At 33.6% G+C, this 22,651-nt stretch carries 14 protein-coding genes; 4 read left to right on the plus strand and 10 right to left on the minus strand.

Annotated elements, in window-relative coordinates:
* Positions 1–1,017: 1,017 nt before the first annotated feature.
* The 4 genes from RGRSB_RS03225 to RGRSB_RS03235 form a co-directional block, all read right to left on the minus strand.
* Positions 1,018–1,473 (minus strand): divergent PAP2 family protein, encoded by a 456-nt coding sequence (locus tag RGRSB_RS03225; protein WP_119259817.1) that lies wholly within the window; start codon positions 1,471–1,473, stop codon positions 1,018–1,020.
* A 20-nt stretch (positions 1,474–1,493) separates the two neighbouring features.
* On the minus strand, positions 1,494–2,423 hold the full coding sequence (gene crtE / locus RGRSB_RS03230; RefSeq protein WP_119259818.1) for a geranylgeranyl diphosphate synthase CrtE: 930 nt from the start codon (positions 2,421–2,423) through the stop codon (positions 1,494–1,496).
* A 919-nt stretch (positions 2,424–3,342) separates the two neighbouring features.
* Positions 3,343–3,492 carry a hypothetical protein gene (locus RGRSB_RS10010; protein WP_172582026.1) on the minus strand — a complete coding sequence of 50 codons (150 nt, stop codon included), beginning with the start codon at positions 3,490–3,492 and terminating at the stop codon, positions 3,343–3,345.
* Positions 3,493–3,768: 276 nt separating this feature from the next.
* Positions 3,769–3,951 (minus strand): hypothetical protein, encoded by a 183-nt coding sequence (locus RGRSB_RS03235; protein ID WP_119259819.1) that lies wholly within the window; start codon positions 3,949–3,951, stop codon positions 3,769–3,771.
* Between the two features lie 762 nt (positions 3,952–4,713).
* Between RGRSB_RS03235 and RGRSB_RS03240 the strand changes: the two genes are divergently transcribed.
* Positions 4,714–5,850 (plus strand): tetratricopeptide repeat protein, encoded by a 1,137-nt coding sequence (locus tag RGRSB_RS03240; RefSeq protein WP_197715884.1) that lies wholly within the window; start codon positions 4,714–4,716, stop codon positions 5,848–5,850.
* A 541-nt stretch (positions 5,851–6,391) separates the two neighbouring features.
* Here the strand turns inward: RGRSB_RS03240 and RGRSB_RS11255 are convergent.
* Positions 6,392–6,742 (minus strand): hypothetical protein, encoded by a 351-nt coding sequence (locus tag RGRSB_RS11255; RefSeq protein WP_476723611.1) that lies wholly within the window; start codon positions 6,740–6,742, stop codon positions 6,392–6,394.
* A gap of 4,836 nt (positions 6,743–11,578) precedes the next feature.
* Here RGRSB_RS11255 and RGRSB_RS03250 point away from each other — a divergent pair.
* Both RGRSB_RS03250 and RGRSB_RS03255 read left to right on the plus strand, forming a co-directional pair.
* Entirely contained in the window at positions 11,579–12,505 is a 927-nt protein-coding gene (locus RGRSB_RS03250; protein ID WP_119259820.1) for a UDP-glucuronic acid decarboxylase family protein, read from the plus strand.
* Between the two features lie 44 nt (positions 12,506–12,549).
* Positions 12,550–13,896, plus strand: a complete 1,347-nt coding sequence (locus RGRSB_RS03255; RefSeq protein WP_119259821.1) for a UDP-glucose dehydrogenase family protein — start codon at positions 12,550–12,552, stop codon at positions 13,894–13,896.
* A 92-nt stretch (positions 13,897–13,988) separates the two neighbouring features.
* Here the strand turns inward: RGRSB_RS03255 and RGRSB_RS03260 are convergent, their stop codons facing one another.
* Positions 13,989–14,669: an HAD-IA family hydrolase gene (locus RGRSB_RS03260; RefSeq protein WP_119259822.1), complete on the minus strand. Its 681-nt coding sequence runs from the start codon at positions 14,667–14,669 to the stop codon at positions 13,989–13,991.
* Positions 14,670–14,871: 202 nt separating this feature from the next.
* Here RGRSB_RS03260 and RGRSB_RS03265 point away from each other — a divergent pair, with 202 nt between their 5' ends.
* A complete protein-coding gene (locus tag RGRSB_RS03265) occupies positions 14,872–16,254 on the plus strand; it encodes a M23 family metallopeptidase (protein ID WP_119260934.1) in 1,383 nt (460 codons plus the stop codon).
* A 1,884-nt stretch (positions 16,255–18,138) separates the two neighbouring features.
* Here the strand turns inward: RGRSB_RS03265 and RGRSB_RS03270 are convergent.
* From RGRSB_RS03270 to RGRSB_RS03285, 4 genes are all read right to left on the minus strand, one after another.
* Complete coding sequence (locus RGRSB_RS03270) at positions 18,139–18,303, minus strand: YqaE/Pmp3 family membrane protein (RefSeq protein ID WP_119259823.1); 165 nt, start codon at positions 18,301–18,303, stop codon at positions 18,139–18,141.
* 217 nt (positions 18,304–18,520) lie between these two features.
* Entirely contained in the window at positions 18,521–20,293 is a 1,773-nt protein-coding gene (locus tag RGRSB_RS03275; RefSeq protein WP_119259824.1) for a ribonuclease J, read from the minus strand.
* 177 nt (positions 20,294–20,470) lie between these two features.
* Entirely contained in the window at positions 20,471–21,361 is an 891-nt protein-coding gene (gene dapA, locus RGRSB_RS03280; protein WP_119259825.1) for a 4-hydroxy-tetrahydrodipicolinate synthase, read from the minus strand.
* Between the two features lie 58 nt (positions 21,362–21,419).
* Entirely contained in the window at positions 21,420–22,466 is a 1,047-nt protein-coding gene (locus tag RGRSB_RS03285; protein WP_119259826.1) for an aspartate-semialdehyde dehydrogenase, read from the minus strand.
* Positions 22,467–22,651: the final 185 nt, after the last annotated feature.

A 22,651-nucleotide genomic window follows, 5' to 3' on the forward strand; every position in this document is an offset into this window, starting at 1 on the left:
GTTTTCCTCTTGCTCCTTGAAGTGCACAACTAGAAGATAGGGTGTGATAGTAGAGTTTATGAATTCAACTTCCCTAAAGTAGACTTACCTGGGAGTGATTCGTAAGGTTTCTTGGGAAAAAGCAGTTAGAACTGGCCTGCTTGGGGTTGACTATCATAAGAACTATGAGTCTGAAGCTACCAGTTTGGAAAGTTCCCAAGAACAAAGTCGGGGGTCAAAAAAATTCAAGACCTCTCCGATTGTAGCCTCGATTACAAAAAATCGGGTAAGGTTTTTGTTTTAATTGCACAAGATCATTTAAGATTTCAGATAGTGTTAGGAACACTGGATAAGAAATAACTAGACATTTAGATTTAATCAAGTGAAGACATGGCTAATGAAAGTCATTAACAAACATATCTCGAGTGAATTGCGTTGATAACAACGCTTATCTTCAAATATACTTACCTAACTAGTCTTAGAAAGACTGGAGAATGGACCCAAGTCTTACTCGAGCTCAGGGAGGCTCTGGCTTAGGTATCCTTAGCAGTCTTAATTTTCAAAGCTAGGCAAGGCTCCTCAACACTTGTTAAATCTTCAGTCATCATTTTGAATTTCCCATCAAAGACCGAGGACATTCATCCCCGATAAACAAAAATGTTTATTGACAGAAAAAGAGTACGTTTGTCCTTGAAAAAGAAAAATTTTGTGCCCTTGCTATTCATACGTTAGCAAAGTTTCTTCTGTGCCGATCACTTAAGCATCAAGAAAATCGAACTAATGTGAAAGTTTGATGACCTAGACTTTTATATCAATCGCTGCACTTACTCCAAAGTTGCCTTAGTAATAATCCCGTTATAATCGTTGAACTCTGCATTTGACTATGACTTTCACCATACTTCCCTAAAGAGAAGTTAATAAACATAGTGGTCAAAAAAAGCCTTTAATGTTGGTAATACTGGTCTACCTTTTTCCGTTGCTTGTCCGACTTAGTGTAAAAAGTCTCAGTTAAGAGCGTTAGAGAGGTAGCGGCTAATATCAAAAAGCAGGTAAAGCCAACACTGAAATACCGACTCCCCAAGCCAAGCCGACAAAAACCTGAAAGGGTGTGTGGCCCAACAGTTCTTTCAACCGCTCTTGATTGAGATGGTGCCCATCTTGAAAAAATTCATCTAGGAGTTGATTGAGAATCTTTGCTTGGGCTCCTGCGGCTTGACGAACGCCGGCCGCATCATACATCACGATTACCGCAAATAAAGAAGCAATGGCAAATTCTGGACTATTCCAGCCGACAGTTAATCCTACGCCAGTAGCTAATGATCCTACTAGAGCAGAATGAGAGCTAGGCATTCCTCCAGTAGTGACGAGATAGCGTAGATCCACTTTACCGTTACGAAATAGCTCAATAATTGTTTTTAATCCTTGAGCCGAAAAACAAGCCAGCAAAGACGCCAAAAGAATTGGATTGTGGAAAATCGTCTCAAAATCGTGCATGGTTAATTTTTTAAGAGCATTTAATTTTTACGGGTGACGATAAAGTTGGCGATCGCCCTTAAGGGGTCAGCCTTAGCTCCGTAGGGTATTAACTCGGTAATCGCTCCACTTACTAAGTTTTGGGCCTGTCTTTTTGATTCCTCAAGGCCCCAAAGGCTTGGATAAGTAACTTTTTGGTCTCGCAGATCTTTCCCAGATGTTTTACCTAATTCTTCTTTGGTGGAGGTGACATCTAAAATATCATCAACAATTTGAAATGCTAAACCAATATTTTGAGCATATTGAGATAATCGTTGCACTTCTTCTTCTGAAGCCCCGGCTAAAATAGCCCCTGACACTACTGATGTTTCTAATAAAGCTCCGGTCTTATGAGTATGAATGAACTTTAAAGTATCAACGCTAATATTATCTTGCCCTTCTGATTCTAAATCCAATACTTGACCGCCGACTAATCCGGCCGCGCCTACTGTGCGACCTAAGCGAGCAAGAACAGTAATTAAATTGTGGGGAGCAACGTTACGCGTTTGGGTAGCTGCATATTCAAACGCATAGGCTAGTAAACCATCTCCAGCCAAAATTGCAATGTCTTCCCCATAAACCTTATGATTTGTTAATTTTCCTCGACGATAGTCGTCATTATCCATTGCCGGGAGATCATCATGAATTAAAGACATGGTGTGAATCATTTCTAAGGCACAGGCAGTAGGCAATGCTATTTCGTTGGTGCCACCCATCAACTCGCAAGTAGTTAAGCAAAGAATTGGGCGCAGTCGCTTTCCTCCGGCTAGTAGCGAGTAGCGCATTGCTTCATAAATTTTTTTGGGACAAGTAATGGAAAGAGAACTATCTAATGCTGCTTCAACGAGTTGTTGTTTTTCGTTAAGATAGGACGCAAGGTCGAAATGTAATACTTCTCGTTGCGCCACAAGGTTTTCGCCTGTTGTGACCATGTCTAAATGCCTTGAACCAAGCAACTTTTTTGATATTATCTTTATTCAGTTTACACTGAGATCTTCTTACTCGACTTTAAGCAGCCATTTTTAACTCTCCTAGTCACAATGTTCTCATAGTTTATCTTATGCTTGAAAGACGTGTGATAAACAGCATTTGTCTTTAGATGAAGTGAAAATTTGTTACTATATTTTTGATGGTGAAGCATGTAAAATATTCTCTGGCGTTTCTCAATATGAGGTTTTTGGGAATTCTGTACTCGGAACAGCTATAGTAAACTCTCTCTAAGAGGTTTTCCTTAACGTACAAAGCCTGCCCACAAGCATCTGTTTGCAGTTTGTTGACTGCAAACAGATACTTGTGGAGGAAAATTTGAAAGATATTTTTAATAGATAAAATCTAAAAACCATAAAAACCTGATAAAGCAGGAGTCCCACATGGAAATTACTTTTCGATCAAAGGGAGAATTTCTCGGTATTGAATGTTGCGTGTGTACTCAATAAATATTTTTGTGAGGGATATCCAAGGCAGTTAATTAACCACTGCGGTGATGGTAAGCTTATGTATTGGTTAAATGTTAGGCTATCGGCGGTCTGAAATTAACTTAATGGAAAGGACTCCAGAAAATGTAAAGATAATGATATAGTCGGTAATAGTCAATGCATATTACAATGTGTACTCGAAATAGAGCTTGCTAATGTTATGGAACTGACTGCTAATCTAACGCGTTCGTTTTAGAGTCTGTCGTTTGTTGAAGTTGTCATTAATAATCAAGCTCAATGTCTAACTTATATCAGTAAGTTGAAGACCGAGAAGTTATTTACTTAAAAATATTTAATATAATATCCAATTAGCTTAAATTTAGCAATAATTTTTGGGGGAAGGAGTTAAATACTACCAAATTTTATGTCAAACGAGTTACGCTAGAGATATCAAGGGCATTAGCATTAATGAGGAGGAAAAGCTTGGTACCATGATTAACATGCCAAAAGTTTGTTCTAAACTGAGCCAATTTCTTTCCTTAGTTAGAGCAACTAGCTCAGTCAATCCATTGATAACAGTTACCATTTAGGGGTTAGTCGAGTAGATAGATATGTTCAGTAATAATTCGTTTGGTGTTTGGGCTGTATTTTGATTTAAAGAGGATTTAGTAATGATGAATAGTTTAAGCAATCTTTAAGAGTGCTTGTGTTACTAGTCGTTAATGCTTCAAATACCAAATTGTCGGCCACGCCGCAAGGACTCCCATCAGTTTTTTTCCCAGTAAAAAGCTTTGGGGAGTGGGAGGGTTGGTTTAAGTTATCCAGTGTTGAGGTTAAATTCTCCTATAAACGGATTAATTGATTACTTGGGAACTCCTTCACTTGAAATAAAGACTGTCTTCTTAGGAAACAAAGCGATTTCTTCAGTCCCAATAATTTGGGGGATAGAGTTTTCTTGTTGATTGTTCAGCACGGTGACACTTTCTGTCTTTATCCTTTCAATTGGAGGGTTGTCTATTTCTAAGGAGGATAAGGACAATTGCATGATATAGAATGGAGTAGATATACCTTATAAACGATTATCAGACAAGATATAAAAGGAGCAGTTTAGCGAACATTAAGTAACAGTTGATAATTAGCCTAAAGGTTTTGCAAAAAATTTGTGTTAGTGTCTAATATTCTCCCAAAAAACTCCGGGGAAAGATTGGAAAACAATTTTTATTTATCTCTAACTTAAAGGTTTGTTTTACAAGCAGTTAAAACAATGATTAAACTGAGACTAATAATCGCCCTAGGAACATTCTACACTCTCTTACTTCTAAACTTTATTAGTTCATTAATATTTTTTTATAAAAAAATATGTCCCTTCTAGACCGATTATGATAGATTAATAGCTAATAACCTCCAAAACTCTTGTTATAAAAACATTCTATAACTCCGATAACTTTATCTTGAATAATAATTAATTTTTTGGAATACTCGAAACCTTGTCCAGTGCAACTTTCAAATTTTTTTATTACAATTTTGTCATAGCTAGTATAGAACAACTATAAGTGTTATATTGATTGACCGTAGCAATCCTAAATCATTCGTGAATAATTCGTGAAATTCATGGTTGCTTTTCCTTTGAGATTTTTCTTGCATCTAATTCGGTAATTGCTGTATCGATTTGTTTTAATCGTTAATCATCACTAGTTAATAGAATTTTATGTTACACTTTTCACAAAAAATTGGTAAGATTTTCCCTTTAATTACTGTACTAATAACAGTCAAGAACCCTAATATTTGGATCCATTCATTACCGGTATTGGCTCAAGTTCAACAACTTGAGCCCAACCCTTTAGCGACTCTTATTGAGGATCCTCTTCTTCCTTCAGTTCCCCGTCCTCTCACTCCATTTGAACAGCGTAAACTGAGAGAACAACTAAATACTTTAAATACTGAAGCTCAAACTCAATTACATGCGGGTAATCATAATGTAGCCTTCGAAATTTGGTATCGGGAATTGAGATTACGGAGAGTTTTAGGACGTTTAGAGGAGATTAAATCGTTAGGAAGAGTAGGAGAAATTGCTTGGAATCGGACAAGGACTGAGGATGTCCAAATTATTAACAAACGATTAGTTACTTTACAAGAAGTATCAGAAAAAGAAGATTCTTTAAGTCCCGCTTTATTAATGGCATTAGCGGATGCTTATAAAAAACTACATGCTCTAGATAATTCCTTAGCAATCTATCAAAAAGTCCTCAAGAATGCCCGTCAAAATAATAACTTTATTGCTGAAGAAACTGCTATCAAAGAGTTAGGTCAATTGTATTTAGCTAAATTTGACTATCCTAAAGCTGCTCCTATTTACGAAGATTTACTTAATCGCGCCAAAACTAGACAGAATATCTTAGAAGAAGGAGCATATTTGCAAATATTAGCTGAGATTTATGAACGATCTTTACAACCAGAAAATGCAGCTAAAATTAAACAGAAGTTAGTTGAAAACTATCTATCAAGTCAAGAATTAGAGTTAATTCCTTCTCTAAAAACTGCCATAGGGAAAGATTACGAAATTTTAGGAAAACCAGAAATTGCAAGTCAAAACTATCAAGAAGCTTACTCATTAGCTTGGTCATTCCAATTATTTGGAGCAGCAGCAGAAGCGTTAACACAATTAGGAAAACTTTATCAAAAATATGATCAAAATGACTATGCTTTACAAATTTATAAAAATTTAATTCAAATAGAACAATTATCTTATAACTATTATGGATTAATGAGAGTCTATGAGAGAATTGGTCAGATTTACATGGTTAGTCAACAATATGAATTAGCTTTGGAATTTTTTAAAAAAGGATTAATATTGGCCCAATCTCTTAACTATAAACAAAATGACTTTTTAGCTTATATACGAAAAGCTAATACAAGAATAGAGGGAGGAGAAATTAGAAAATAAGTTAGTTTTTGACCAAAAAGATAGCCCTAATATCTATTGGGAATAGAGATTTCTCGTCTTCAGACATTAAAAATTATTAACTACTTTTTTATCTCATAGATTTTCTAAAATTTTTTCTATATTTACAGAGTTAAACTAAGAAAAAGAAATTATTTTTTCAAATCTATTATAAGTTTTACTTAGAGATTTGCAATAGGTATGGCTATAGTGAGTTACCAATAAATCTTGTACTGAATTAAACTATTTTTTCTTTACTATAACGAGATTTAAGATGAATTAATCTATTTTTTAGAATATTAGGATAGGTGATTAAATAAGTATATTCTTGTAGTAAAAAGTTAACTTTTTCGGGGAAAGTAAGTTGTACTTCAAAACAAGGTGATTTTTTCATTTTATACCAAAGTTTTGAAGGCAGGTAAACTTCACCAATTTTATAACTTTCTGGTTTAACCTATATAGATTTAGTAAGATCAAAGCTTTTGAATTGTTGTAATAAAAGTGAATCAAAATATTTTTGTGAAGGCTGATAATCTATTTTTTTCTATTGTTTTCCTAAAAGTGAACCTCGATAATTTGCTATCTTTTCTAGGTCTAAAACTTGATATCCTTGTTTAGAAAGCTGATGTAATAAATTGGTTTTGCCAGTTCCTGTTAATCTACAAAGAACATTGTAATTAAACTTTAAGGGTAATACTTCTAACTTTTGTCTTACATGTTGACGATAGGTTTTATAGCCTCCTTCTAATACCTGAACTTGCCAACCAATTTGGCTTGAAATAACGGCTAAACTATTTGATCGTTGACCCCCTCGCCAACAATAAATTAAAGGAACATAATTTTTATCTTTTTTAAAAAAGCATTTTTTTAAATAATGACTAATATTTTTTTCGATTAGTGAAGCTCATATTTTTCTAGCTTTAAAAGTTGGAATATGTTATAAACATATTCCAACTTTTACCCTTTCTTGGTTATTAAGAACGGGTAAGTTAATGGCTCCAGGAATATGATCTTCCATGAACTAATTTTCAGAACGGACATCAATAATTTCACTGCAATTATTTATCTCGTTAATTTGATTAACAAAATGAGGCGCTCTTACCATAATATAGTTTGATTTACTATCAATCTATAGAAATTAAATCTGTTATAGATAGTTTTTAATAAAAATTTTCTGTTAAATATTTAAATACTAACACACTTAACTTACTTTAGTAAAACACCCCAAAAAACTAGCGATTAAAATAAAATTAGTACTCTTTATGACAAAGCCGCTATCAATTTTGTAAACTTTATCTTTTAATACTTAGATTATGGCATCATTAAGTCCTTTTTTTAGGTAAATTAAATGGGGGAACGATTGATAATAAATACGAATTACATTAGTTATCTCGACAACACTCATTTAATGTTCAATAACACTCATAAGAATTTTCAATATTGATGGTACTAATAGTATATTTTCTTTAACTTACTTTTAATAACTAAGGTTTTTTGTATTTCATTATAAGAGCAGAAGTTATGGAACTGAGTATCTATTTTTTAGTACCAAGACTATTGTTTGTTATCCGATAAGTTTATAAGCATTTATAACTCTAGGTTTAGCTACCAAATCATTTATTTAATAAAATAATAAAATTCTAGTTTCTGAAACGGTTAAGTAACTACCATAACTAAAGTTCAAGGTAGTCTAAGTATTAGAAACATTATTTTCACAAAGATCTATGATAGAATAGTAAGTTACTTATATAATTTCACTAAATTATAATAAAAGTTAAGAAAAAATATTTTCTTAGGAAAAACTTTTTTTTATTGATTTAATCCTTGATTTAATTAATAAAAAGTCTAGAGATTAAATAAATAATAATAACTTGAATAAAAAAATATTTTTTTATTCAAGTTATTATTATAATAAATAAACCTATAATTTTTTACTATATTCACTACTATTTTATCAGCAATTTTCTTGAAAAAATATACTATATTAACTATTAGTAATAAATTTTGCTATCAACTTTATAAATAATTCCTAAACTAAAAAATACTTGTGTAAATTTTAAAAACTAAAAGTAGTTATAAAATTCTTGATTAAAAAATATTTTTATGTTAGTCTAACAGTAGATTATAAAGATAGTTAAAAAATAAACTGTACTTTTCTAAAGCTATTAAAAACTCTACAATCGTTCTCAAAATTATACTTATTAACAAATTATTTTGACCTTTTTTTTTTAAAAATTATCTCTATAAAAGAGTATATATTCATTAATGGTTAGGAAATTTTCTTATTTAAAATAAGAAGCAATATTAGTATTTTTTATTACTAAGCTAAATAAAATAATATAAATTATCTATTTTTTGAATTTTAAGTGTAAGGGAAATGCCCGCTAGTGTGAGTCCAGTTATTATTGCTGTGATAATTATATTTATTCCTTATTTTAATACTTACAAACTGGGCTAGTGTAATCAGTATTTTTGAGAAGTCACTATATAGTTTTTAATAAAAAAATTTTAAAATAAAAATAGTATTTTGATTACTTTAGTTTTAAAGAAATAAATAATGGTAAATATTTTATAAACTCTACTTATATTTCTTCATCCAATTTAGCTATATATAGCTAAATTGGATGAAGAAATATAAAATTATAATAAATCATAAATTTTTTTTATTAGAAATTATCATTACTAATTGTTTAACTACAATCATCTTTTATGCAATCTCCGTATCTACTAATATTAGATAATCTGTTTCTCATCTATGTAGAGGTAATAAACATAACATAAAAATATACTAATAATTCTACTGCTCTTAGTGTCTATATGACTGCCTATAAAGCACAAATTAAAGAAACCTTTAACAAAAATATTAATTATCTCTATCGTCAGCGTATCTTGAATATTAAACTGAGTAAGAATTAGAAAATTATTATTTATGAATATCTTAAATCTGTTAACTTTGAGTAGGTTTATAGTAGTTTTAAAACCTCAAAAATAACGAATGCTAATTAGATGGTTTTCAGTAGAAGTATGTTTATCCAATATTTATGTTGTAGTAACAATTATTAATATTTTTTATCAAATGGGAGTAGATACTTGAAATAATGGATGAGATTATAATGATAATTGAGTTTAAATTTAAATAAATGAGTTATACAAATATCGTTAGGTTACTCAATACTATTTGATAGTACTATATTGGTTCAAGTGTATGAATTAAGAATAGAATAGTTCAATTACTGAGATAAAAAATTTTTTAATAAAAATGAATCTAAGATTGAATAGCTGTAATGACTACTTTATTAAAAGTATCCCCGACCGTGCAATCTCAGCTAATGTTATCGACAGATATTTTTACTAACTAAAAATCAATTATATTCATGGTGCTTGATCTATCTCCGTAGCTCTGCACACAGCTTTATTAGATAAAATTTCTAGTATAAAATTAGAAAATATAAACATAGTTGCCTGTCCCACAGCCTTAGAATTATGTATATCTCACACTCCGACTTTGGGATCAAAATCTACATGATATTAGATGTGTCTCTCCATGCAAAATTCTTGACAGTGTTGCTGGTAAATTCGGATTACTTTTTAGTATTTTTCTACTTTTTTCTTAACTAAGATCTTCTTAAGACTAGATTTATATGAGAATTTACGTCTGTTTATATAAACTAAAACTGTACCGATATAAGCAATATTTATAATACAATTATGGGCAACCTATAGAGCCGTTTATATTGAATTTTTTTAAGTAGTTAACAAATATTGAGTTAAATATTGTGAGTTTCAATGTTTTATTTCTGACTTGTTACCGACCTAATAAAGGTAAAATCAACAATTTTCTTTGAGAGTGAAACTTCTACTATTTTAAGGACGCGGAGTTTATTACCTTCTGGTAGGATAACATGACTTTTTTACACCTTAGTTTTTCAGATTTTAGTCTGTTGAATCAGGTTTTCAGTAAATTCTTTTTAAGAATTTCTTGAATATCAATGATACTTATTCTATTTATATAGAGTTGTTAAATTGACAAAAGTATTAGTAGATATGTTTGTTTGTAGCGTTATAATAATTATACTTTTTCAGTATAGAAGGAGTAACAACTCAATAGTTTTCTTCTAAGTCAAGGATGGTGTTTAGTATTTGTACAGCTATAACGAGATTATTAAAAATAAGGTTGTTAAGATAGTAGTAACTATAAAAAATTTAGGCGCTAAATTATTTGGTAATTCCCTTTATTTTAGGATTTTATAAGTTAAAACAAAAAAAATAAAAAATAGTATGATTGTGCCTCTTTTATAGTGCTTTTAATATTGTCAATTCTGTATATATAGAAAAACTCTGATCGCTTTACTTTCTTTATTTAAGTATTAATATTATCTTCGATAACAGCAATTATATTTACTTTTCTTTTTTTTAGATTTTCTAAAAAATATTAGAAATTATCATTTCTAGTTTTTACTAGACTATAAATTTACTAATTTTTTAGTAATCTAATCTGATAGGACTTGTTACACTTTTGGGGTAGTTTAAAATGAAAAGTAATCAAGTTTCAATATTTATTGAGTTAGTTATAGATTTTTTTCTAAAAAAATAGAGCTAAAAAAATAATTTTTTGTTATTTTAAAAGAAGAAAATATTTTCTTTTATAAAAGAACTGTAAATTTATTAGTTTTTATCTTTAAGTTAGATCCGTATAGGAAATTTTATATCATTACTGGTTGTATTAAAACTACTTGTAGGTATTACATAATTAAATATTTATAAATCAATAGTTATTTTGCTTTTTTATATAAAAAAGTGATCTTATATTTTGTTTAATTAAACTTGATTTCTTATCTTATAAAATTTTTAATAAATAAATTGAAGTATACAATACAGTTTTATGCAGATATCTCTAATAGAGACAGTTATTATTGAGATAACTTATACTGTTGTTGATAATCATCTAATGATGTAAAGATTAGCTTTACTGGGTTATGTTATTAGCTAATCTTTTTTACCAGGATTTGTCATTGTTTTTATTTTAGATATGAATATATTTGTTGGAACATTTATTTATTAGAGGTTTATTTAGTACTATTCTAGACTAATTTGATTAAAACATAATATTTTTTAGATAAAAAACACAATAGAGCTGAAATAGATATGCTAATAACTACTATTGTAGTTATTATTACTACAGTGACATAACATAAAAAATAACTCTTATTTACTTTTAACAGAGTAAACATATAAGTAGTGAAATTAACAGTGTAACTACTAAACTTAAGAGTTAAATTATTAGTATTGCTAATAATTTTTGCCAATTTAAAACTGTTAAAGCCATACTAGTTTGATATTTATTGACTATCTTAGTAGCAGCATATCAGTGAGTTTACATCATTTAAGGATGATAGTGAAGGTAGTAATTAGAGATAATTGCTAGTATCAACGGGATGTATCTAAATTGTTTTTATAATTTCCAGTTAAGACCTACCATTATTTTAGTTGTATCTAGATTGTTTATAATAGTTTTGTTGTTTATTATTCGATATAGCTTACTTACCTAGTTTATTTTAAAAGCTTCAAGTTCTCAGAATAAATTTATTATTTATTTATTATTTCTCTTGTATGAATTATAATAATTTTGTGTTTTAAATCTTTAGTTTTAGCTATTTTCTTAAATTAAGATAAGATGACGAAATGTCTGTCTTCAGTTAACATTAGGTTTACATTTTAAACAGTAAATTACATGAGAATTCTAGTAACAGGCGGTGCTGGTTTTATCGGCTCCCATTTAATTGATCGCTTAATGGAACAGGGACACGATGTCTTGTGCTTAGATAACTTCTATACAGGTCACAAACGCAATATTGAGAAGTGGTTTGATAATCCTTATTTTGAACTAATCCGTCATGACATTACTGAACCTATTCGTCTTGAAGTAGATCAAGTTTATCATCTTGCTTGTCCAGCCTCTCCGATTCACTATCAATTTAATCCTGTTAAAACGATTAAAACCAACGTTCTAGGAACCTTGTATATGTTGGGATTAGCTAAACGGGTTAAGGCAAGATTCTTGTTAGCGTCTACCTCGGAAGTTTATGGAGATCCTGATGTACATCCCCAACCTGAAGAATATAGAGGCAGTGTTAACTGTACAGGGTTGCGAGCTTGTTATGATGAGGGAAAACGGGTCGCTGAAACCCTGGCTTTTGAATATCATCGAGAACATAAAGTTGATATTCGGGTTGCGCGGATTTTCAACACTTATGGGCCACGAATGTTAAAAAATGACGGTCGTGTTGTTAGTAATTTTATCGTCCAAGCCCTAGACAAAAAACCTCTGACAGTTTATGGAGATGGCTCTCAAACCAGGAGTTTCTGCTATGTCTCCGACTTAGTTGAAGGTTTAATTGGACTTATGAATAATGATTATATTGGCCCAATCAATTTAGGCAATCCTGGAGAGTATTCTGTTCTAGAACTTGCCAAAATTATCCGAGAAATGATTAATCCTGATATGGAATTAGTCTATAAAGCTTTACCTCAAGACGATCCCCGGAAACGCCAACCTGATATTACTAAGGCCAGCACCTACCTAGGTTGGGAACCAATGATTTCTTTAAAAGAAGGTTTAGAGTTAACTATCAGAGATTTCCAGCAACGAGTTTCTTAAACAATTATTGACATTCAAATCATCAATTTAGAGGATAGAAAACCATGCGCGTTTGTGTCATTGGAACTGGTTATGTTGGTTTGGTAACAGGAGTTTGTTTAGCCTATATTGGTCATAACGTTATTTGTGTTGACAACAACGAAGAAAAAGTTAAGTTAATGAAATCGGGACAGTCACCCATTTATGAGCCTGGACTTTCGCAATTAATGCACGAATCGGCCGATGTCGGACGGTTAGAATTTACAGTAGATTTGTCTACAGGGGTGAACCACGGAGAAGTTCTTTTTATTGCAGTGGGAACCCCTGCTCTACCTACCGGAGAAAGTGATACCCGCTATGTAGAAGCGGTTGCACGTAGTATTGGCACTAATTTATATCAAGGGTACAAAGTAATCGTCAATAAATCTACTGTTCCCATTGGTTCAGGGGACTGGGTAAGAATGATTGTGATGGATGGCTTAAACGAACGCCCCCATAATGGTAATGTCGAGTTTGATGTGGTTAGTAACCCAGAGTTTTTACGAGAAGGGTCAGCCGTTTACGATACTTTCAATCCTGAGCGTATTGTTTTAGGGAGCAATAGCAATAAAGCCATTGCCATGATGCAAGAACTCTATAGTCCTTTAGTAGAGCGTAAATTTGCTAGTAATACCGCTCTAAATCCTGTTCCAGTGGTAGTAACTGACTTAAACTCTGCAGAAATGATCAAATATGCGGCAAACGCATTCTTAGCAACCAAAATCAGCTTTATTAATGAAGTTGCTAACATCTGTGATCGCGTCGGAGCCGATGTAACTCAAGTAGCTAAGGGGATTGGATTGGATTCCCGTATTGGTAATAAATTCTTGCAAGCGGGCATCGGTTGGGGGGGATCTTGTTTCCCAAAAGATATTCTAGCTTTAATTCATACTGCAACCGATTATGGTTATGAGACAAAGTTACTCAATGCTGCCGTAGCTGTTAATAAACATCAGCGATTGATTGTTATTGAAAAGCTACAACAGGAACTAAAGATTCTTAAAGGTAAAACCATTGGCTTGTTGGGGTTAACCTTTAAACCTAATACTGACGACATGCGAGACGCTCCATCTTTAGTAATTATTGAACAACTGAATCGTTTAGGGGCTAAAGTTAAAGCCTATGATCCGATTGTTTCACAATCAGGGTTGAGTTATGGACTATCAGGAGTTATCATTGAGACCAACCCCGAAATGTTAGCCGATAGCTGCGATGCGTTAGTGTTAATAACAGACTGGCAAGAGTTTCTTAAACTAGATTTTGAAAAAATGGCTAATTTGATGGTTAGTCCTGTAATAATTGATGGCCGTAATTTCTTAGATCGATCTAAGCTTGAATTTTTTGGCTTTCGCTATTTAGGAATTGGTCGATAATTTGTAAACAAAGCTCGCTACTAACTATTAATAGTCTAACGATAGATTTATCAATTGAGCAAGGTCTACCTGAAAAAAGATTATATATTTAGCTAGGGTAAACACCATTGTTTAGGTTCAAATTCTTCTAAGGAATTGAGGACTTGATCGGCCTGGTCGAATAATTGGCAATTACTCGTTTTCTCAGGAACTACTACCGTCGACATTCCTGCCGCAATTGCAGCTTTCATCCCTGCCAAAGAGTCTTCAAATACTAAACAATCACGGGGATCTGCCTCTAATCTTTGTGCCGTTAATAGGAAAATATCAGGGGCAGGTTTACATTGTTTTAAATCAGGATCATCTCCAAAAACAAAATGGTCAAAACAAGATACCCAAGAAGGATGAGACGACATTTTCAACTCAAAATGATACCGAATAGAACTCGAGGCAATGGCCTGGGGAATACCTTGTCTAGCAAAATGCTGAGTTAATTCCTTTGCACCAGGAAGGGGTTGGACATTAGCATAGAGTGGATAGAGTAGGGCATAACGTTCCTTTATGTATTCTTCGGGAGTTAGGGGAATATCGAGTAATTCTACAAACAATTGTGCTGACTCCTGAGTGCGGCGGCCAGCCATTTTTGCTTGAACCGAGTGATCAAAAATTTTGCCATAGCGTTGGGCAATAATTTGGTTTACCTTTTGGTAAAGAGTTTCTGTTCCCAGGAGTAGTCCGTCCAAATCGTAAATTAAATGAGTGATAGGTTTGAAAGAATGGGATGAGTAATTCATAATAAAATGCTTATCTTAGTCATTCAATGGCAATAATTTAAATTCCTAGTTTTTTATTCTCGAAAGAGTGTCGAAACTTCTAGATCATATCATTCTGGTTAAAGTTGTTAAGTTTTTCAAAAAGTCGAAATGAAAAGAAATATTTATTTGTAATCCGTTATCATGCCTTAATAAGTAGTGAATTATGAAAAATGTAACGGACATGAATCAATTCTCTTATCAAACGGCAACTATCGCCAAACACACCAAGACAAATAACCTTTTAAAGCAAAGTATTAGTCTAATCAGTGGACTTAGTGTAGCCGGTGGTCAGCTATTTCTAGCTCCAGTTAATGCCTCCACTAACACTTTAATTATCCCCGATACCATAACATCATCAGGTAAACCGGGGACGGTTGAGTCGTCTTTCCAAAAAATTCCGAAATCTTTTCCTCGTATAGTTCCTAGCCGTCCTGCCGCCAATAAACCTGTTTTAAGTCCTCCCTCTATTAAACCTGCCACTCCGAAAATAGCTCCCAAACCTTCGGTATCCAACCGCACTAGTGGAAATGCTGCTCCAAAAGTACAATTATCAGCCCCCGAAGTTTTGCCATCAACCTCTAAAAAGTCTTCTGCTGCTCCTGTAAGTCAACCGCTAGCATCTTTTCAGCCAAAAGAAATTAAAATCACTCCCTCAATAGCTGCCCAAGGTAAAAATAGTTATATAGATTTTACTAATTACGGCACAAATCTTAAACAATCAGTAGTTACTTCCAGTTCTGTTATTCTTACCGAACGGTCAACAGGATGCCAAATTGTTTCCCAAAACGGTCAACTGCTTAAAGGTAGTTGTGGTTCAGTTGCTAAGGCGGGTTTTACTTTGGAAAACTCCGCCTTAGCAAACCATCACGTTAATCTCGTCAGTTATCGAAGAAAAGCTCCCTCTAAGGTTATTAGTTATTCCCGTAATGCTTCTTCAGTGCAACCTGTCCATCTCAAATCTCTTTCGGTCAATCCTCAACAAGTGGTCAGTTTAAAACCCATCACTAGAAAAAGATCCTTAGAACCTACTCCTAAATACAATCGAGCTGCCAGTCTCTATAATCGTCTAAATTCTATCGCTCCTGAACAAAACCAAACAGACTTAATGTATCCTTTACCTCTGGTTGCCAGTATTACTTCGGCTTTTGGGTGGCGTACTCATCCTATTTCAGGAACTGGTCGTCAACATAGCGGGACAGATATCGGTGCCCCTATTGGGACCCCTGTTTTAGCTGCCTATGACGGGGAAGTTTCCCAGTCCGACTGGCTTGGAGGGTATGGTTTAACAGTGATTCTGCGCCATCTAGAGGGGACTCAAGAATCTCGTTATGCTCATTTATCCAAGGTTTATGTCCAACCTGGAGAATGGGTTGACCAGGGAGCTGTAATCGGACGAGTAGGAAGTACGGGTTATTCCACTGGTCCCCATTTACACTTTGAATGGCGACATTTAACTGACCAAGGTTGGGTCGCTGTTGATGCGGGATTACATTTAGAATATGCTTTAGAAAATTTGATGCGTTCGATGCAGATAGTTGAGGCTTTAAAAACTTCTAAAGGCTAAATTTAACTACTAAAATTAACTACTCAAACTCATTTTAATAAAAGTATTATCGAGCCCCCTGTAATATATTTATAGGGGGTTTATTTTTTGTCGTCACAGTTATGTATTAATAACTGAATACATAGTTATTCTTTTAGTTGCATAATACTTATTGATTTTATCTGTGTAAATTGTCTTATTTATTTAAATTTAGTACAAGCAATATTGTAAAAAATTATCGAATATTTTATCTATAAATTTTTAAAAAAAGTTAAAAATATTCAAGGAGTGATTAAGCCTTAGATTAGTTTAAAACTAATTTCGCTAAACTAGTGTTGGCTGTTATTACAACTTATATTACTTTTTTAAAGTTTACATTATTTAAGCATTTTTTTATACTCATAGTTAGATAATATCTAAAGCTAGCGATAATCATATCCTTACTTAATAGTAAATTTGCAATATTATTGAGTTGTTATAATTAACTATTTTGAACATTATGATTTTTAATTAAGTAAACTTAAATAAGTCTAAGAGAGGATAGTAGTTTAAAAAACGATCACTAAAGACAAGTTTACTGAAGAATTAAGCGGACATAATCAGAATAGCAGGGACTATCAAAATTGATTTGTTACTCGAAAATCATCTCTAAAATAAGCGCATAAACATGGTGTTTAAATTAAAAAGAATGAAAAATAGAAAAAATATCTTTGGTTAAATCATAAAAAAAATACAAAAAAATATTTTATAAATTGATTATTTAATAAAATAAATATAGTCAAAATATATAAACCTAGTAATAATTTTTATTATGCTGTATATTGACACAGCTAAAAGAAGAAAAATTTTGTAAAACCTAAAAATAAAAGGTATATAAGCCTGAAAAATAATAAAAAATAAGACAATAGACATAAGAATTGTTTTTGATAATAAATCAGTACATACAAGTAGTTTTGTTAAACTGAAACAATAAAAATAAAAAAAATGATATTTATATATCAAACTAACTTATAGTACGGAAGTAAACTCAATAAAAGTGTAATTGCATAAAATAAACTAATAAAAATGAGTAAAATAAGTAATTCTACGATACCTTGCTTATTCCTGTAATCACTTATCCGTATAATTAAAATTATATGATCAATTCTTGGAGTTTCAATTAATACCTATCCTATATTCCATTCTTAGATGATAAAATAATTAAAACTTTTATCTCCTAATTTTAGGATAGTTAGGATAGTTAATAACCTTGATTTTAAGATAATCTTGAGTTCAATTATGAATTTGATTAATAATAGTTTGTCGTCACAGAAGATAAACACTTTATCTCAATAATCTAACCTCACTAACTTCATTGCTATTTTTTAGAATTCAATGTAAAAAATATGGCTATATATTTTAATATAGCTTATATTTTAATAATGTCGATTTTTCTAAAATAGAGCTTATTAAATAACTTTAATTAGCTCTATTTAGCGTTCTAATTATACTTTTTTATTTTTTTAAAAAAAGGTAAAATTATTTATTATTTCTCTTTAACTAAAGAGAAATAAATTACATTTAAATTAAGTACACTTTACTTATTTTCGAGAGTATTGAAGTCTAACTAATCACAACTAAATACAAAAATTGTATCTAAAAGTTGTATTGTTTTTTATATCATAAAATTATTCTTAAATTTTAATGATAAATATTGAAACTCTTTACATTAAATATTTGAACTTTTTAAGCATTACCGAGACAAATTTAAGAACTCATTGACAGACTTTCTAATGCTAAAGAAGCACTCTAAAATATCCACCGACTTATCTTTGATTAATTATTCTCGACAAATTTTAGTTAAAATAACGGCAATAAAGAACCTATTTGTCAATTTTCTATTCTCTGTCCCCTTTACCGAAATCATTACTTTCTTGCAATTACCCAAACAGCATGAATAATTCCAAGAATATAGAACCCAAAAATCGTTAATAATAAATTAATCCAAAAATCTTTACCTAATCCAACTTGTAGAAAAACTCCAAGAGGAGGCAAAAAAATAGCACAAAGAATCCGAATTAAATCACCCACAAAACTAACCTCCAAGAGACAATCAGACTATAGACCATAGCAAAACGGATAAATGAACTGTTTTGACTAACCATTCATCACTGAACTTCTATCAATTCTAGGACATATTCTAATTGTATCCGAGTAAATCAGTAAAAAAAACCATAGAGGCATAAGAGATTATGCCTCTATGGTTTAATCTATTAAATTCAAAATTTCTACAATCAATAATAAACGTTTAAGACATTGCAGATGCAGTTGAACGACGACGACGATAGGTTTTCGTTACTGGACGTTCTCCAGGTTCGGGTTCTTCAGGAGTTTGAAGAAGGAACAGCACCATCGGCTGAGTTCGTAGTTCGCGCCTGACTAACCGTTGTAACATGGTTTCGATTTCCTCTTGGAGAAATTTCCAATTAACCTCAATCCCACTACGATTATTATCGTGGGAAAATTCATCCCAGCGTTCAGTTAAAATTCGTTCAATAGCACGAATGATCAACTGTTCTAATAACGATCGCTCTACTTTTGTCACCACACCCCGCAGATGCACTTCCGGTTTCGCCATCAGTTTGCCCTGCCAATTAATAGCAGTGGCTACTGTAACCACCCCTTCCTCAGCTAACTGTTGGCGATCATGCATAACATGATCATGCACCACGCCAGCCTGATCTACTAACTCAATTCCAGAGGGAACTTGACCAAGAACATCTATATTATCCGGAGAAACTTCAACAATATCTCCGTTCTTTACAATCACCATGTTTTCCGTAGGTACACCCATGCTGTGGGCAGTCTGAGCGTGTTTAAGCAACATTCGGTGTTCCCCGTGAACCGGAATAAAGAATTTTGGACGAGTCAAAGCCAGCATTAATTTATGCTCTTCTTGGCAACCATGACCTGATACATGAATTCCTTGATGACGACCATAAATGACCTCAGCCCCCTGCATCATTAAGCGATCAATGGTATTCACCACCGCAATGGTATTCCCTGGAATGGGGTTAGCAGAGAAGACAATCGTATCTCCTTTTTGAACTCTGATGTGGGGATGTTGTCCTTTAGAAATACGCGTTAACGCTGCTAAGGGTTCTCCTTGAGAGCCTGTGGTTAGGATTAATACTTTTTCATCAGATAAATTCCTCATTGCTTTGAGGGACACAAAAACGTCATCAGGACATTTAATGTAGCCTAATTCCCGCGCGTGGGCGATGACATTAAGCATCGAACGTCCTACAACCGCCACTTTTCGTTTGTGCTTTTGGGCTAGTTGCAAAATAATATTGACTCGATGTACCGAAGAAGCAAAAGTCGTAATCAACAACCGTCCAGGGGCTTGACTTATAATGCGATCAAGGTTGGGATAAACTGATCTTTCCGAAGGGGTTATCCCTAGAACTTCAGCGTTGGTAGAGTCACTTAGCAGACATAAAACACCTTTCTCTCCATGTTCAGCAAGTCTTTGTAGATCAAAGTGCTGGCCATCAACGGGAGTATAATCAACCTTAAAGTCTCCTGTATGAATAACCACTCCTAACGGTGTGTGAATGGCTATGGTGAAACTGTCGGTAATGGAATGGGTATTACGAATGAATTCTACCAAAAAAGAATCACTGATCCGTACCATATCTCTGGGTTCAGCTGTCTTTAGAGTTGTGCGATCGCTGACTCCGGCCTCTTCCAACTTATCACGCAATAGGGCAATCGCTAGTTTTGGTCCATAAATTACCGGAATATCAAATTGTTTTAGATGATAGGGAATGCCCCCAATATGGTCTTCATGACCATGGGTTGCAATCATTCCCCTAATCTTAGTGCGATTTTCTCGCAAATAGGTCATGTCGGGGAGAACAATATTCACCCCGTGCATTCCGTCAGTCGGAAAAGCAATTCCCGCATCTATCAGCAAGATCTCATCCCCATACTCAAAAATACAAGTATTCTTGCCGATCTCGTGTAATCCCCCTAAAGGAATAATTTTTAACGTTGGTTTTGTCAGTTTTTGACTCATTGGCCTCCTTTTCATTCAGCTACTTTGATTGTCAACGGGTTAGTTATCCAAAAATATAATCTTTCAGAAAAATTTATCTAGTCTTCTTCCTAGAATTAGCTTAAGTAAATTTTACAATTGCCGTTTATTTAACTTCAATTGATCTTAGCCTATTTATTCCATCATAAAGCCTAATTCTTAAACAAGAGATAGGTGTCGTAAAACTGATTCTAATTCTTGTTTTAAGTCAGGAGATAGTTCCACTAGAGGAGGTCTTAGTCCTCCTACTTCCCACCCTTTTAAATTGAGTGCGGCCTTGATTGGAATAGGGTTAGTTGTGCAAAATAGTGCTTTGAATAAGGGAAAAAGCTTTAAATTAATGTCTCTTGCAACCGTGGCTTTTCCTGTTTCAAATGCTTGAACCATTTCTTGTATCTGTTGCCCTACTAGATGACTAGCCACGCTGACCACTCCTATTCCACCAACGGTCAACAAAGGTAGGGTCATAAAGTCATCTCCTGCATAAATCGCAAAAGATTCAGGGGTTAAACGACGAATTTGACAAGCTTGCTCTAAGTTTCCAGCAGCTTCTTTAATGGCAACAATATTTTCAATTTCTGCTAATTTAGCGACTGTTTCCGGTAAAAGATTTTGTCCAGTACGCCCCGGCACGTTGTACAACATAATGGGTAAATTAGGGGACTTTTGAGCAATTTCTTTAAAGTGTTGATACAGTCCCTCTTGAGGGGGTTTATTGTAATAGGGAACCACTTGCAATGATCCGTCTAAACCTAATTTAGATGCCTTTTCTGTCGCTTCTACCCCTTCTCTTGTGGCGTTAGAACCTGTCCCCGCAATAATTTTTCCTCGATCACCAACGGCTTTTTTAACTACCTGAAACAACTTATATTCTTCAGACCAACTTAAGGTAGGAGATTCCCCCGTTGTGCCGCAAATTACTAAGCCGTCGCTACCATTTTCCACTAAATAGTTAGCTAGTTCCTCGGCTACTGTGTAATTTACTTGACCATTTTTATTGAAGGGAGTCACCATGGCGGTGATTACTCGTCCAAAACTGCGATCACTCATTCTTTCGTTTACTTTTTCAAAGTTAGTGGTTAATTTTTATTCTAAAAGCTTTTATTTATTAGCTGGGTGCAACCATTGAGGCAGAAGATTTCAGCCATTTTTTTTTGATTAATAACTCCGCAATCTGCACTGCATTTAGGGCGGCTCCTTTGCGAATTTGATCTCCACAGATCCATAATTCTAAGCCATTAGGGTGAGAAATATCCTGACGAATTCGCCCTACCAACACCTCGTCTCGGCCTGAAGCGTCCATGGGCATAGGGAAGTAATTTCTCGGCCAATCTTCAACTAGTTTAAGTCCTGGGGAATTTGCTATAATCGCCCTAGCATCGGTCACAGAAAATTGAGCAGAGAATTCTAAGTTAACAGCTTCTGAGTGAGCACGTAGTACGGGCACCCGTACGCAGGTGGCCGTCACTCTTAAATCGGGCTCGTTAAAGATCTTGCGGGTTTCATTGACCATTTTCATCTCTTCGGTACAATATCCTTCGCGGTTGAGAGGAGAATTGTGGGGAAATAGATTAAAAGCTAAGGGATAGGGAAATATTTCTGTTTGAGGAGGTTGACCGTTTAAAATAGCCTGAGACTGGACTTTCACTTCTTCCATCGCTCTGGCCCCTGCACCACTTGCTGATTGATATGTGGAGACAACAATCCTCCTAATAGGTTGAACTCGATGGAGAGGGTAAATCGCGATCCCCATCAGAATTGTTGTGCAGTTGGGATTGGCAATGATTCCTCGGTGGTACTTAGCCGTTTCAGGATTTATCTCGGGAACAATCAGAGGAATCTCTGGCTCCATACGAAAAGCGCTGGAATTATCTACCATTACCGCTCCCGATTCTACGATATTTTTTGCCCAGGTTTTAGAAGTTATTCCTCCCGCTGAGGCTAATACTAAATCAATATCCTTAAAAGAATTTTCTGTGACTGCTTCGACCAGCAGTGTTTCTCCTTTAAAAGTTAAGGAACTTCCCACAGAGCGTTCAGAAGCCAAGAGTTTAAGACTAGCGACAGGAAAGTCACGTTGTTCTAATAAGTCAAGCAACTCGGTGCCAACGGCCCCCGTTGCCCCCAGAATAGCTACCCTAACTGGTTTAGACAATGAATACTACCTCCTAGCAGATCGGTTAAAATCATAGACTGCCGTCGATTAATTTTCTGTTCTGAAGTTAAGAAAATTTTGACTTATTAAGACTTATAAGAGTTAGATTATTAACACTTGATAAGAACTTACACAGAGAAAAATATGTTTTAGTTTTGTTTATAATATCCCTATGTATTGAGACT

Origin of the sequence: cyanobacterium endosymbiont of Rhopalodia gibberula (assembly GCF_003574135.1) — a bacterium.
Lineage (GTDB): Bacteria > Cyanobacteriota > Cyanobacteriia > Cyanobacteriales > Microcystaceae > Rippkaea.